We start from the raw sequence: 14,810 nt of genomic DNA, 5'->3' as shown, positions 1-14,810 counted from the left end.
GATTGGAGCAGGGAATTGTATTCCTTGCTCTTTCTCTTTTATATAGGTACATGAACTTTTATGGTAAGAGTTGTTTCAAAGGGGGATCCACTTTTGGATAAGAAGCAGTTTATTGATCAGGTAATCGAACAAGTAAGAAATCTCCCTGTTTCGTCAGTTTTAGGAACACGAATGACGTTAGTTCGCAAAGGGGGATACCACAAAGGACTTTGCCCGTTCCATCATGATCGCACGATTGGTAGCTTTGATGCGAATGACCGTAAGAAGTTGTGGAAATGCTTTTCCTGCGGTGCAGTTGGAGATACAGTTAAATTCATTAGTTTGTTTGATGGCATTAACTACTTAGAGGCGGCATTTCGTATCGCACTCGATTTTAAAATTATTTCGTCGTGGGAATTTGATGAGTATTATGCAAATCGACGCTATCGAAAAGCAGATATTGAAAAAATACAAAGACGATATGAGGAGCTGGACAAAGAAAAACTTAAATCTCATATTGCTGACGATGAAACACTAAATCGCGTGTTCCGTTTGTTCATTAAATCCTGTGATCTATCAGATGCTCACAAAACGCATTTAATGGAAACCAGAGGTCTTAGTGAAGAAGAAATTGCAAATGGACTCTATTTCACTTTTCCAACTCGTAAAGTGTTGAGTAAATTTTGCGGGAAAGTAAGAGACTCTTTTGGTAGTGAAGAAGTTCTTTCCACCATTCCAGGCTTCTACAAAGAACCTTCCAAAAAGACCCCAGGCACCATGCTTTACACCTTTTCAAAGCATAAGGGTTTTGGAATCGGTATTAAAAATGCAAAAGGTCAAGTTGTGGGTATTCAGATTCGTCATGATGACAAAGGAGACAAAAGTACGCGATATGTTTGGTTTTCATCTTCTTTTGCAATAGATGATGAAAAGTATGAAGGTGGCACATCATCAGGTTCTCCTGTTGATGTTGTCTATCCAGATGAAGTTAAGAACACAACGGTATTTGTTACAGAAGGGCGTTTTAAGGCTGAACATATTGCAAAGACAACAGGTTCCATTGCAATTTCTGTACAAGGGGTAACGACTTGGAGAGGAATTCTCAAAGAGTTGGAAGAAATCCCGAAATCGCCTCTTTTGAAGAAACGTTTTAAGGGTGAAGCCTATCGCATTCACTGTTTGCTTGCCGCCTTTGATTCGGATATGAATTATAAATATCAAGTCGCAGGGCAACTCAAAACGATGACAGATCATCTCGAAGCCAACAGTTATTACGTCTATTACTTAAACTGGGATGAACAATTTGGCAGAGGTATCGACGATGTGTTATTAAGTGGCAACCGAAGAGAAATTAAGCGATATGACAAAGAGGTTTGGGATGTCTTGTATGAAAACATGCTCAACACTCTTCTCGAAAACGAAGATGAGTATGATAAATTGTGTGATGTACCAGAAGAGATTGTAAAGAAATACTTCGAAACATATGTAAAAACGAATATTAAACCATTGAAAGCGAATCAGTTGGGGAAAAAACATCAATTGGGAATTGGAAAATAGCGAAGGGATACATGTTTCCCCTTCGTTATTTTTTTATGCGAATCCAAGTAAGATATAGAAGTTTTTGAATAAAAGCAGGATTTTCTCGTAGAAATTGCTTTAGTTAAGGAGAGACTTCTTATATGGAAAAGGAGAAGATTTTAGTTACTGTTGTAGGCATATCTGGTCTTAATCCTGGAATGCGTGAAGTTGAAATTGGGGATGAGTTATACCTGGAGAAAGATTTCGGCAATCCAGATCCTTATGCGATTCGTGCCTTTCTTGGTGAAGATGGGGAGTCAGTAGGATATGTTGCCAACAAATCGACTACTGTTGTTCGAGGAACTTTGTCTGCAACGAATGTACATCCTTTATTTAATGAATCTATTTTTGGAGTGGTTTTGAATACCACTGAAGTTACTTTTGTGAACGAAAAAAAATCAAAAGCATTTATTGTGGAATTAGATCAAGAGGAAATGATCGAGGAGGAAGATCCGATGGCTCAGGTGATTAAGTTTAAATTGGTTGGTGCAAACACTCAATATCCAAAAAAGTTAAACATCACAGAGGATTTGAAAAAAGGAATCGTTCCTTATGTCACTCTGACAATGAAAGACGATAAAATTGTCGCCTTGTATGATGGCGAACCTGCTGGTCATATTGAAAAGAGAAATCAAAGTGGTTTAACGGATTATGAGGAAATCGTAGCCGTTTTTGTCGACGGACAAATTGCGAAAATCACCCAAAGTATTACAACAAATGTGATTGGCGAATTCAATGTAAATAAAGAAGAATTCTCAAAAAATCAATCTGTACGCACCCTACAGTCGGAGTGCAAAAGGATCATCGATGATGGGATTGCAACGCAACAAGAAATTGACGAGAGAATTTCTTATATGGATAAAGCTGGAGTAACGGAGAAGCAGATGCTTCGTGTTTTTGAATCCTATACGAAATATCGAGAGGGCGTTGCGGCCTACATTCCAGACATGAAACCTCCAAAGGTTTTATATCGGGACGGTGGTCAGGGCATTGTTTTAGATTGTATCTCATACATGAATGGAGATCGGAATCTGTTATTTGAAGGTGATCGTGGAGTCGGAAAAAACGTGCTTATTGAAACATTGGCATGGTTGTACAAGCGTCCCTTGTATGAATTTCCAGTTAACTCACAGCATGATAACAATGCGTTACTTGGTGGAAAAACTATCGAATCAGATGAAGAAGGAAAAACAAAAATGGGATTCGATTTGGAAGCCACTGTTCAGGCGGCACTTGAAGGTGGAATTCTGAACTTGGATGAGATCAATGCTGGACTTGCTCATACGTTAATCGTTTTCAATTCACTGTTGGATGATAGACGAAGAATGTTGATTCCTGGTTACGGATATATCCAAGCGCATGAAAATTTTATCGTGATTGCTTCTATGAACAGAGATTATCAAGGTACTTTCGAATTGAATGAAGCAACGGCAGACCGCTTTGTTCCAATCGTATTTCCGAAAATGGAATCTTTGAAAGAAGTGTTAATGGCGAAAGTGCCACAAGTAGGTCTTACTGTCATTAACGAATGCGAGAAGTTTTACATGGGACTAAAGAAGGTAGTCATCGATGGAGAAGTGAGTGATAAAGCCATTTCCATTCGAGGATTTGTTGATGCTTGCATTGGAGTGGATCAAGGACTTCCATTGAAAAGAGCTTTGATAACCAACGTTGTTAATCGTTGTACAGATGTAGATGATCGCAAGAAAATCACAGCATTGATTAATGCTTCGATTCGATAATGGTTGGTAGTGAACAGGCAGGAGAAGTGCTAACAGCTAAGTACCTTCTCTTGCCTATTTTTAAACTGGTTGATTTATATAGAAACAAGGAGCGATTATATGAATTCCAATGAACATGTTTATACAGTATTAAAAGAAGTTGATCCTTTATTTTGTGAAAATGCAGATCGTGAGGTATTACTGTGGGGAGAGAATCGTTTTCATGCTTTTGCATCAGTAGCAAAAAAGCCAGCAAGAAATCGTTTTGACGATAGGGATATTGACCGAGTAAAGAAGTTCTTTAATCGAGAGCGAATTTACAATCAACTGAAAACGATGGTTAGCTTTTTAATTCCTGATCGATCTGATGTGAAGCTGATTCTCAACATCGGTGGTGGGTCATATACAGATGGTAAAAGCATTACGGTGGGGTTGCCTGAAATATTCATCAAGAGTTCCCTCGAAGAGATTTTTACCATTCTGCAAGCACTTACAGGTCATGAAGCACAGCATGTCAATTCTTCTGACTTTGAAGCCTACCTTGAATATCAAAAGGATATTGCTGATAAATGGGTCAAAAAGTATCCACATATAAATGAAGAGATTCTCCGAGATTATATGAGTAAAATTTCAGTTGCGTTCGGGAATGGTGTGGAGGATGGTCGTATTGAGAAAATTTTAGGCAATAAAATGCCTGGTTATGTTGAGTATCTCAAATTTTTGAACGGTAGCATATGGAAAGCACAAGAAGTGAAGGGGAACTCAGAGTTGGAAGATTTTCTTCACAGCATTGTGACCTATTCCGTAACGGGATTGAATCCACGAGGCTTTAACAAAGTTTACAAAGGCACTGAGTTAGAGAAAAATCTCAAGAAACTCAAGCCCATGATTATTAAAGGAATCAATGCTGTTTCATGCCGATTGTGTCTTAACCTTTGCAAAGACATGATTGCTGAAGTCGAGCCTTATTTGGCAAAGCTATTGGAAGAACGAACGAAGTATGACGAAGAGTTCCTTCGCAATCTGCCAAATCAACCAGAGTTTACAACCAGCTCAGAAAAAGACTTTAACACGGGGCAAACGATTTCTACACACTTTAAGCCAGAAACCATGAAAAATGATAAAAAGGAAAAGGGAAAAGAAAAGAAAAAAGGTAAAGAAAAGAAGGATACCGATCCACTTGAATTCAAGTTCGATGAAGAAAATGATAAGAAGGACGAGGAAGGAAAAGAAAAAGAGGAGAACCCCAGTTCTTCTGGGTCAACCAAAAGCAACGAGGATTCTAAAGAGAAATTGGATAAGGAAGACGGAAGTGACTTATCGAAAGATGGCAGCTCAGAAGAAGGAAGCGAGTCTGAAAAGGAAGGTGCTTATGAAAGCAATACGAATGAAGACGGTTCTTCTGCTGGAAAAAGCGATGATGAGGATGCTGATTCCCGTTCAGACGATAACTCAAACGATTCTGAGAAAGATGGAGAATCAAATAGTGACGAAGAAAATGCGTCAGGTCAAAATGGAGAAAGCGACGATTCCCCAGATGAAGAAGAATCAGAGATGAATGACGAGGAAATGGTAACGAAGGCAATGGATGATCTTTTTAAGAACATCGAAGATGAAGTGAAAGATAAAATATCCAAAGAATCAAAAGATCCAAATCAAAAGAAAAAGGATAAATCAGAGGAATCCAGTAAGCTTGATGAAAAGGATCTGAAAGAGCTTGAAAGTCAATACAAGCATGATTCAGAGAAGAAGTTCCACGAAGTTAGGGGTTTTCCACTTCGATACGAATTACATGAGAACATCAAGCGTGAGGGAAAGAAATTTCGAAAAGAAGTCGAAGCCATCTTCCGTAACAAAGAAGCGCTAACACTTCGCGGACAAAAACGCGGCGTGATCGACTCTAATAATTTATATAAGGTCGGAGCGAAGGATTTTAATGTGTTCTTGAAACGTGGAGTACCTTCTACTTCTGATTTTGTTGCCTATTTATTGTGGGACGGATCAGGATCGATGGGTAGCGATAATAAGCAAATGCATTCTGGGTTTGCAGTGGGAGTAGCAGAAGAGGGATTAAAGGGAATCATTCCGTTTAAAGCGGCACAGTTCTCAGTAGACAAACGAAAATGGGTTACGCACTATGTTGTAAAAGACTTCAACGAAAATGAAAAGGCTCATAACTATACTTACAACTTCTTGAATCATCGAGCAGCCGATGGAGGTAACAAAGATGGATATTCCATTCGAGTTGCTACAAGAGAATTGATGAAGCGACCTGAAAAGGATAGAATCCTGATTATCTTCTCAGATGGACTTCCATCAGACTATAACGGCGGTTTTGCGGCAGGAATGCTGGATGTCAAAGAAGCTGTTAAGGAAGCAAGGGCAAAGGGTATTTTTGTTGTATCTCTCTTGTTTGGAACGGAATCGTATCGAGATGCAAACATTCAGAAATACAAGAATATGTACGAGAAAAATATTATTTCTTGCGAACCAAGAGAGATCACAAATCAGTTGATTCGCATGTTGAAGAAGGTTATTGCTCGATAAACAAGTGCCACTACCTATCAATGGGTAGTGGCATTTTATATAGGGAATGGAATTGGCGTGTAGTATCGATGTGAAAATTCACAAAGAAAGATAGAGTTCCATAAAAAGGAGAAATTTCTGAGGGGTGGTTAATAACTACTCTTTTTTTATTTGAAAAACATGCTTCGATAAATTAATCAAGGATTCACTATAATATACGGATTTTTAGAAAACTGGAGATTGAAAAAATCGTTTTTGACAATAGGAGAATGTAAGCTTCACAAAAAATGATCCTTGGTTATCTTGTAGACTTTAGTCAATAAAATAAATATAATGACTATAGTGTAAAGGGAGGAACAGCGGATGTGTAAAATAAAAGCGCATATGATTGATGTTGTCGGTTTGGACGCAAAAGCTGGTGATTATTATGATGCGGAACTGGTTGGTGTCAATGTCACCCTTACAAAGAACGGAATTCATGTGGCAACTGTTGATGGGAAAGATGTTTCTTGTATTTTTATGGGTAGAGCGAAATTAAAGGCTGTCGTAGAAAAACACCAAAATGATACAGCAACGCTACAAATTTTAGATGATTATTTTATTGAGATTGTTGGGTTAGAAGCAAAGCCAGGTGAATTCTATGATGTAGAATACGAAAAAGGGAATATCGTACTCGTAAAACTTGGAATCGTGATTGGAATCATTAGTGCTTCTCACGCCTCTGCTCTTTTTACCGATCAGCGAAGAAAACGAAAAGCCGTTGTGCGGAAAATTCAAGAGGGAATTGCCATCCTCCAAATAATTCGTTGGGCGGATTTGCATCGTCACAGCGGTTACAGTCTTCTTGATGGTGGGAGTAAAATCTCGGATATCGTTCGAAAAACCGAATATGCTGGGGCGATCACTGACCACGGTGCCATGTTTGGGGTTATGGAGTATTACAAGCAAATGAAAGCAGCAGGTAAATTACCGATTTTAGGCTTTGAAGCTTATGCTGAAACCATTGAAGGAGAGAAAAAGGGGAATCACTTGCTTTTGTTGGCAAAGAACCAAGAAGGATTTAAAAACTTGGTCAAGCTAACATCACTTTCTCAAGAAAATGTCTATTATAAGCCTCATGTAAACTACGATATGCTGGGGACATATGGAAAAGGAATTATCTCTACAACATCGTGTATGAGCAGCGAAATAGCAAGGCTATTGTTGGCTAATAAGTATGAAGACGCAAAATATGTGGCGAAAGCCTACATCGATATCTTTGGTAAGGATGATTACTATGTCGAGTTGCAACGTCATGGTATTCAAGAGGAACTACTTCTAAATCAACAGCTAATGGAGTTGTCAAGAGAACTTGATCTAAAAGTAATCGGAACAACGGACAGTCATTATACCGATGAAAATGATGGATATGACCATGAAGTATTGTTGTGTATTGGTACGGGAAAAAAGATGAGCGACCCTGATCATATGAGATTTGATGGTTCGGGTTATCATTTGCATCACGCGGATGAAATTGAAGAATTGTTTAAAGATATTCCCGAAGCACTGAATAATACATTGGAAATCGCAGAAAAGTGTAGTGGCTTTGAAATGGAATTGGGAAAAGTATACATGCCCAAATTCAGTGTCCCGTTACCTTTTGTAAGTGAAATTGAATATTTAAAACATTTGGCATGGGAAGGATTTAAGAAGAGATTTAATGGCACGGATAAGGACAATGATGAATACCGAGATCGGTTGAGTTTTGAACTTAGCGTTATCGAAGGGATGGGTTTCCCAGGTTACTTCTTGATCGTTTGGGATTTCGTTGATTATGCAAAGAGAAACGGTATTCTGGTTGGTCCTGGTCGAGGTTCTGTCGTAGGTGCATTGACTGCATACTGTTTGAATATTACCGACTTAGATCCTATTCCATTAGGATTGCTGTTTGAGCGTTTCTTGAATCCTGATCGTATCTCGATGCCAGATATTGACCTTGATTTTCCAGATGACAGACGTGAAGAAGTAATCAATTATGTACGGCAAAAGTATGGAGAAGAAGCAGTTTCTAAAATCATCACCTTTGGAACGCTTGCGGCGAGAGCGGTCATTAAAGATGTGGGTAGGGTATTGGATTATCCCGTTGCTCTTACATCGAAAATTGCAAAATCCATTCCAGCTGTGCCAAAAATGACAATCAAAAAAGCATTTAAGGAATCACCAGAATTTGCAAAAATGTACCAGACAGAAGCTGATGTCAAAAAAATCGTAGATATCGCAATGAAGCTCGAAGGTCTTCCTCGACATGCATCCCAGCACGCCTGTGGAATTCTGATTGCACCATCTTCTATTAGCGACTATATTCCAGAGATACTCATGGAAAACAAAGAAACGAAGCTTAAAGAACGGACATCACAGTTCAACATGGCAGAGTGCGAAGAAGCGGGAATTCTAAAAATGGACTTCTTAGGACTCCGAACAATGACTGTCATTTCAAAGACACTGGATAATGTAAATCCTCGGAGAATTACTGAGAATCTAAACCCTCTTCATTACTTGGACATTCCTTTGAATGATAAGAGAGTCTACCAGGATATTGCGAAGGGAGAGAGTTACGGAGTATTTCAATTAGAGTCGGGTGGTATGCGTTCGTTCATGAAGGAATTGTTTGCGGATGCTATGCAAACCAAAGATGGCTCAATGGAGTTATTTGAACGCTTGATTGCAGGTGTGAGCTTGTATCGTCCTGGACCGCTTGAATATATTCCTGATTATCTAAAGAATATACGAAATCCAGAATACATCCAGTATGATCATCCAAAATTGAAAAGTATTCTTGAATTCACGTATGGTGTAATTGTGTATCAAGAACAGTGCATGTTTATTGTTCGTGAATTGGCAAATTTCACTAAGGGAGAGGCAGATGAAGTACGTAAGGCTTTTGGTAAAAAAATCGAAGATAAGATAGCTCCCCTTGGTGAGAAATTCATAGCAGGCAGTAAGGAAAATGGAATTGATGAAGAAGTAGCCGAACGGATTTGGAGTAAAATGAAAGAATTCGGTCGGTATGCTTTTAATAAGAGCCACGCCGGGGCATATAGCGTTCTCTCGGCAGTAACAGCATGGTTGAAATTCTATTATCCTGTTGAATTCATGGCAGCAGTTCTGAATTCATATATCAATAAAGCTGATAAATTAAGACTTTTCTTGTCGGTTGTAAAAAAAATGAAAATCGAAATTCTTCCTCCAGACTCAAACCGTTCCGGTCAGATGTTTACTGTGGACGGAGATCGGATTCGTTTTGGACTGCAAGGTATTAAAGGACTTGGAAAAGCATCTGAACACATCATTGATGAGCGAAGGAAAAATGGGGAGTTTGAGGATTTCCAAGATCTTGCCGAGCGTATGGCAAAGCATTCCAAGATTGATAAAAAGATTCTGGAGGCGATGGTGTACTCTGGTTCAGTGGATAGCTTTGAAGGAACCAGATATGCAAAATTAGAAGTCTTGGATAAGATCCTTGCTTCTGCATCTGAGGAGAAGAAGCTACACAATTCCGGTCAGATGGATTTGTTCTCCATGTTTGAGGAGTTCCAGGAGTTGAAGAAAATTCCGATACCTGATCTTCGTGAATTTAATAAGAATTACAAATTGGAAAAAGAAAAAGAATATGCGGGTTTTTACTTGTCGGAACATCCTTTAGATGATTATTCAGGTTACTTTATCCGTGAAGGTGTACTGGAAATTGGATTTATTAAAGAGGAAGACGATGAAGAACATGTTGACGAAGAGCATGGAGGTGGAGAAGGGCAAAACGTTAAAGAAACAAACAACTACGATGGACAAGTCGTGAAGATTGCTGGTGTCATCTCTGAGATGAAGACGTTCTATACGAAACGAGATCAAAAGCCGATCAGGGTGTTTCAATTGGAAGATCGAACAGGTGAATTAAAGGCAGTTTGTTTTTCGGATCGCATTGAGATGAATGATGACAAATTGGTTGAGGGAAAAGTGGTTATGATTCAAGGGCAAATCAAAGTGGATGATTACGATACGCAAATTATCGTAAGAAACATGTTTGATATCGAACAGATCGCAAAAAGCGAGAAGCCAAAAGCAATTTGGGTAAAGTCTGACAATAAAGCAAAGGTACAAGAATTGTTCGAGTTCGTAAAAGACAACAAAGGCGAATTGCCAGTGTATGTCTTGTATCAAAACAAGAAGTACCAAGCAAACGACAGTTTGAATCTGAATTTTGCTAACTTCTCAAAGTTACAAGATATGTTTGGGAATAACGTTAAAGTAGTATATCACTAATACAAGAGGGGCAGCGAGAAGTAAATCTCGCTGTTTTTTATTGACTATAGACAAGATAAAACAATATACTTACTATAAACTACATTCTTGGATGCGGATATTGATAGATGTAGAGAAATTGATTTAACTTCGGAGGAAGATAATGAAGTGTACAATGACAGGAGGAAAGAAGCAATGAAAAAAATAGAGGATATTTTCGCGATGATAATAGTCTTATTATTGCCACCATTTATCGTGGGAATATTTGTTTATGTCATGGTGAGAGACATTAATCAAGCCAATTGGTTAGAAGAGCGATATGGTTCCACACAAATCGTTGAGTTCGTAAGAGATATTGAGATATTAGATAAAGATGAATATCCTAAATCTGTTGCTTATAAATACGTGAATAATAAACAAAGTCCATTATTTGGAGAAAATAAGTATTATTCGTTTAAGATTGTACGTTTTTTTATAGGTTACAGTTATGAACTTGATGCTGTTGAACGACAGGGTTCTTCTTTTGTGTATGTAACAGGTTCTAAAAAGGGAGAAAAAGTTAATCTAAATGATGATCACAAAATTTCAATTCTTGATTTATCTGAACCAAAAGGAGAGGTTTCTATATTTATAAATAATGCATCCGAAGCTGAAAAGATTACAAAGTTTTTAAGCTCTGAAAACTCTTGGTTCTCGATTATCAAGGAACAAGAGGAACAACTTGAATTAACCAAGAAAACAAGTGACTTAACTTTTAGCAATTGAAAAGGAGGCATATCTTGATGAAGTCGTCATTAAAAGACTTTGGCATTGGATTCGTCATATTCAGCATAATCGTAACACCCCTGTTTGGGTTGTATGGGATGTATTCGGTTCTGTTTGGGGGAACAGCTTTAAACAAATTGATTGCAACGATTTTATTCTTGTTAGCAGGGATGCTCCTATCGTTACTCGGAAGACTATGGAGAACAGGGGGCGCCCCAGAAGAAGTATAGATGTCAATAGGGCATATGGTCAATGATCTTAGTAGAGGGGAATAAAAATGGGAATGTATGATTTTTTAGGCGAAGAACAGGTAAAGATATTTTATCTTCCAATTTTTAATCGTAATAAAGAGAAGAAAGAGGAAAGTACATATTGGCATAGCGGGGGGCAATTGAGAAGTTTTATACCAGGTGATGAATTGCCATTGAAGACTCTTTATTACCAATATCCAGAAAGTTTTATGGTCTATGATTATTATTTTGATAACACGGATGTTTGGATCGTTAAAGATGGAGCATTTGTTGAAACCGTAGAAGTTGATAGTCTAACAGATGAGCAAGTAAACTGCCCTGTTTATGACTACCATGGCAATGAACTAACGATTTCAACCGCAAATGATTTTTCAGATATAAAAGTTGAACACAGATTAACTCTGGAAAAAATGAAACAAGTTGAATTTAGCTTTTTCCAAAAAGGTGCGATAGACGCTATTAAAAATGATTTAGCTTACTTTCAATCAAAAGAAGCTGAGTATCGAAAAAGTACGAATGCAGTTCGGGAAGAGTATTCATCGAAGTGGTATAAAAAAGTAGAGAATCAACATTGCATTGATTTCGGGAGTTTTCTTGAATGTTTTTTCTATTTACGATTGAGGAAGGATGACAAACCTTTCAGGGATATTATTCTTCCTGCTGATGATTACGAAGCATGTCGAGCAACATTGAAACGATTAATGAAACATCATTCTGGATTGGTAGAGGAATATCGTGAGTGGGTGCAAGACGAAGAAATGCTGAAAGCTATAAACTTTGATACTCTTATCGATGAAATATCATGGGATAAATAAATGGTGTAAAGCACAAGAGGGTAGGCATCGTGCCTATCCTTTTTTGAAAAGGAGAAAACAATGAAAAAATTTTGGGGAGTATTGAAAGACACAATCCTCTTTCCGTTTCGACCAATCGTTTTGTTATTTTTATTACTGTTCACGCCAATGGTCATTGCCTTTGAAAATAGAGCATTAGTGTATCGATGGTTTCAAGAGTTACAACACCTTATTCGTAAGCAAGTAATGTGGATGATAATAGTTTTACTCTTTCTCAATTTATCGGGAGAAGAGGATATTTTGTTAGTTATGGCGATTGCAATCCCGATAAGCATTGTCATTTTAATTGATAAACATGAAGGTGAGCTTAAATGATTAAATAACGTATTAGTCGTAGAGGAGAGGGTTTAATGGTTAATAAAAAGAAAATGTTAAAATATGCGAAAATAAGCTTGTATGGGAATCGGAAGAGACTTAGAAAGAAGGCTTGGAATAGGCTCCTTGATTTATGTGGTTTTGATCAAGAGGGTTTAATCGATTATGCAAAAGCAGCTCGTTTTATTAAAAAGGCAAAAATATGAACTACTCAATCTGAAATACTAACGAAGTTCCTAAGAACCACAATAACTAAACATAGACTATATGCAATACTATATAATATACTGTTTATATACAATAAAACGAAAGGAATGAAACGCTATGAAAATGTCCCATAAAAAATTTGTAGCCATGGCAACAACTCTTGGATTGAGTGTTGGTTTGCTAACTGGATGTGGAGGGAATCCAGGTTCAATGCACGATGAGGACGATGATGATAGAAAGAGAGGAACTACGTCGGGAAGTGGAGCGTTCGTAGGATCTACTGGATCAAAGACTTCCTCTTCATCTGTCGGTGCAGTAAGCGGCTCCCAGGGAATTGGTGGTATAAAAGGAGGCGGAGCGGGTTCATAATCCCGTTTTGCCTTTTTTTTCTAAATAGTTAAGGAGGAATACATGTCATGGTGAAAAATCGTAAAGAGTTATATACGACTTTTGAACAGGAATCTTATATGAGAACATGGTTTGAATTGGTTTCAGTGATGGAGAAAGAGGGTTTTACGTGGAGTTCTCTTCTTGAAAATGAAGAATGGAATCAGTATATGTCCCCTTCCTTATACACCATGCAAAAAGCAGAATGGGAACGTATTATGTTGGCTACGAACCGAATTACGTCCGTGTTACAAAAGACATGGCATATCGTAGCCAACAATCGGAATCTATTTTTCAAGTTAAACCTTCCCATTTCTTCATGGGAGGCAGTGTGGGCGTCTAATTCTAATGAAATTTTTAGTTATTTCTCTCGATATGATCTTGTTGTTTCAAAGGATGAAATTAAACTCATCGAAGCAAATGTTGATACGCCTACTGGTTTAGTGGAACCATCCGTTGCAAATCGTGTGATCTGCAAAGCACATAATATTTCTCATCCAAACAGTATTGAAGAGAAATTGATACGTGCGTGGGAAAGAATCAAACGAGAGTATGGGCTAAAGCCATCAGATAAAGTTTTTTACACTTCTTATGAATGGCACGAGGAAGATAGACAAACCGTCCATTTCAATTTAAAACACTGCTTGAATCAACCGACAGAGTATATTGGAATCGAAGACATTATTGTTTCTGAGTCAGGACTATACTCTACAAAAGGTGAAAAAATTGAATTTCTTTATCGACTCTATCCTTTAGAATACTTGGATGAAGATGTTGATGCGAAGGGGAAAAAAATTGGGCATCTATTTTTTGAACATGTTGCTTCTGGAAATGTGAAACTGATTAATCCCCCAAGTGCTTTTATGATACAGTCAAAAGCAATTCTGGCATTGATTTGGGAATTGCGGGAGTCTGATCTAAATTATTATACAGTCGAAGAACAAGAATGGATTAAGATGTATTTCTTGCCGACGTATTTCAATGAAACTCCTTTTAAAGAGAGTGGAATACCATATGTAAGTAAGCCTATTTGGGGGCGTGAAGGTGGAGGTGTCTCAATAGTAGAAGGTAATCATATAGAGGAAGATCGCACAGATTACTACTATACTCAGCGCAAGATTTATCAACAGTATATAGAAATGCCTGATCAAGAAATTGGAACCTGGGATGGACATTATGATGGAAAATTGTTGTTCGGCTCACATATAATTGGGGGTGAACCCGCAGGCTTATTTCTTCGAGTAGGTGAGCGCATCACTGGGAATCTATCGATGTTCATGGGGGTTGCAGTGGAATAAACTTTGAAAGCCATTGAACGGGAAGGTGTAATGCATTGAGTATTGAGAAAGTAATAGAACTTGGGCAAAGTATTCAAAGTCCAATAGTTTATCCGTTTTTACAAATGAGTAGGGGAATGATGATATTTATTATCATTGTACTCATTGTTTACCAGTTATAGGAATTCATGAAATGGTCGACTCTGAGAAGTTTTCTAATAAACTCTACCATGCGAAAATTAATGAATGGAGACAGACTGTTGCAAAACCTTACATTGAATCTTTGCCCATAGAGCGAACAGCTATTACTTTTTTCAATGTAAATCCAAATCTTATTGATAAGAGAAATCGAGGAACAATTGGGGAAACGAGATATACACGCGAGTCAAAAGAGATTCGAACCCCATTAGTAGTTATCTACGCAGATGAAGGTAAACTTGAAACTATAACGTATTGGATAGAAACAGCTATGGAACTTCCTAAGAATGAAGGTTACATTGAGTTTCAGACTGTTCCTAAAGATTTAGGACATGGAGTAAATGCTGGGATCTACAATGCGAGAGTTTACTTGCCAAACATTGTCGTGTATAAACCTGAATACCAGACCATTTTTTGATTTGGTGATATGAAGTAAGCTGAAAAGCTTGCTTCTTTTTTTGTTTGGTGGTTTGGGAT

Annotated in this window: 11 protein-coding genes; all 11 read left to right on the top strand. The window is 37.9% G+C overall.

Features of this window, described 5'->3' with window-relative positions; translation table 11 throughout:
* The first annotated feature begins 93 nt into the window (after nucleotides 1–93).
* The 11 genes from ACFVS2_RS21300 to ACFVS2_RS21250 all read left to right on the top strand — a co-directional run bounded on the left by ACFVS2_RS21300 (nucleotide 94) and on the right by ACFVS2_RS21250 (nucleotide 14,751).
* On the top strand, nucleotides 94–1,536 hold the full coding sequence (locus tag ACFVS2_RS21300) for a CHC2 zinc finger domain-containing protein (protein ID WP_390237376.1): 1,443 nt from the start codon (nucleotides 94–96) through the stop codon (nucleotides 1,534–1,536).
* A gap of 122 nt (nucleotides 1,537–1,658) precedes the next feature.
* Nucleotides 1,659–3,299 (top strand): AAA family ATPase, encoded by a 1,641-nt coding sequence (locus ACFVS2_RS21295; RefSeq protein ID WP_390237373.1) that lies wholly within the window; start codon nucleotides 1,659–1,661, stop codon nucleotides 3,297–3,299.
* A 99-nt stretch (nucleotides 3,300–3,398) separates the two neighbouring features.
* On the top strand, nucleotides 3,399–5,825 hold the full coding sequence (locus ACFVS2_RS21290; RefSeq protein WP_390237370.1) for a hypothetical protein: 2,427 nt from the start codon (nucleotides 3,399–3,401) through the stop codon (nucleotides 5,823–5,825).
* Nucleotides 5,826–6,167: 342 nt separating this feature from the next.
* A complete protein-coding gene (dnaE, locus tag ACFVS2_RS21285; RefSeq protein WP_390237367.1) occupies nucleotides 6,168–10,100 on the top strand; it encodes a DNA polymerase III subunit alpha in 3,933 nt (1,310 codons plus the stop codon).
* Between the two features lie 174 nt (nucleotides 10,101–10,274).
* Nucleotides 10,275–10,844, top strand: a complete 570-nt coding sequence (locus ACFVS2_RS21280; RefSeq protein WP_390237365.1) for a hypothetical protein — start codon at nucleotides 10,275–10,277, stop codon at nucleotides 10,842–10,844.
* 17 nt (nucleotides 10,845–10,861) lie between these two features.
* The gene (locus ACFVS2_RS21275; RefSeq protein WP_390237364.1) at nucleotides 10,862–11,074 is read left to right on the top strand and encodes a hypothetical protein; all 213 of its coding nucleotides are present in this window, start codon (nucleotides 10,862–10,864) and stop codon (nucleotides 11,072–11,074) included.
* A 47-nt stretch (nucleotides 11,075–11,121) separates the two neighbouring features.
* Nucleotides 11,122–11,910, top strand: coding sequence for a hypothetical protein (locus tag ACFVS2_RS21270; protein ID WP_390237362.1), 789 nt, complete (start codon nucleotides 11,122–11,124; stop codon nucleotides 11,908–11,910).
* Nucleotides 11,911–11,970: 60 nt separating this feature from the next.
* Nucleotides 11,971–12,264 carry a hypothetical protein gene (locus ACFVS2_RS21265; RefSeq protein WP_390237359.1) on the top strand — a complete coding sequence of 98 codons (294 nt, stop codon included), beginning with the start codon at nucleotides 11,971–11,973 and terminating at the stop codon, nucleotides 12,262–12,264.
* A 35-nt stretch (nucleotides 12,265–12,299) separates the two neighbouring features.
* The gene (locus ACFVS2_RS21260; RefSeq protein WP_390237356.1) at nucleotides 12,300–12,470 is read left to right on the top strand and encodes a hypothetical protein; all 171 of its coding nucleotides are present in this window, start codon (nucleotides 12,300–12,302) and stop codon (nucleotides 12,468–12,470) included.
* A gap of 417 nt (nucleotides 12,471–12,887) precedes the next feature.
* A complete protein-coding gene (locus tag ACFVS2_RS21255) occupies nucleotides 12,888–14,156 on the top strand; it encodes a glutathionylspermidine synthase family protein (RefSeq protein WP_390237353.1) in 1,269 nt (422 codons plus the stop codon).
* 172 nt (nucleotides 14,157–14,328) lie between these two features.
* On the top strand, nucleotides 14,329–14,751 hold the full coding sequence (locus tag ACFVS2_RS21250) for a hypothetical protein (RefSeq protein WP_390237350.1): 423 nt from the start codon (nucleotides 14,329–14,331) through the stop codon (nucleotides 14,749–14,751).
* The last annotated feature ends 59 nt before the right edge of the window (nucleotides 14,752–14,810 follow it).

The sequence above is a fragment of the Brevibacillus sp. NPDC058079 genome (assembly GCF_042885155.1).
In the GTDB taxonomy this organism is placed as follows: Bacteria; Bacillota; Bacilli; order Brevibacillales; family Brevibacillaceae; genus Brevibacillus.
This window is presented reverse-complemented; position numbering and strand designations above follow the sequence as displayed.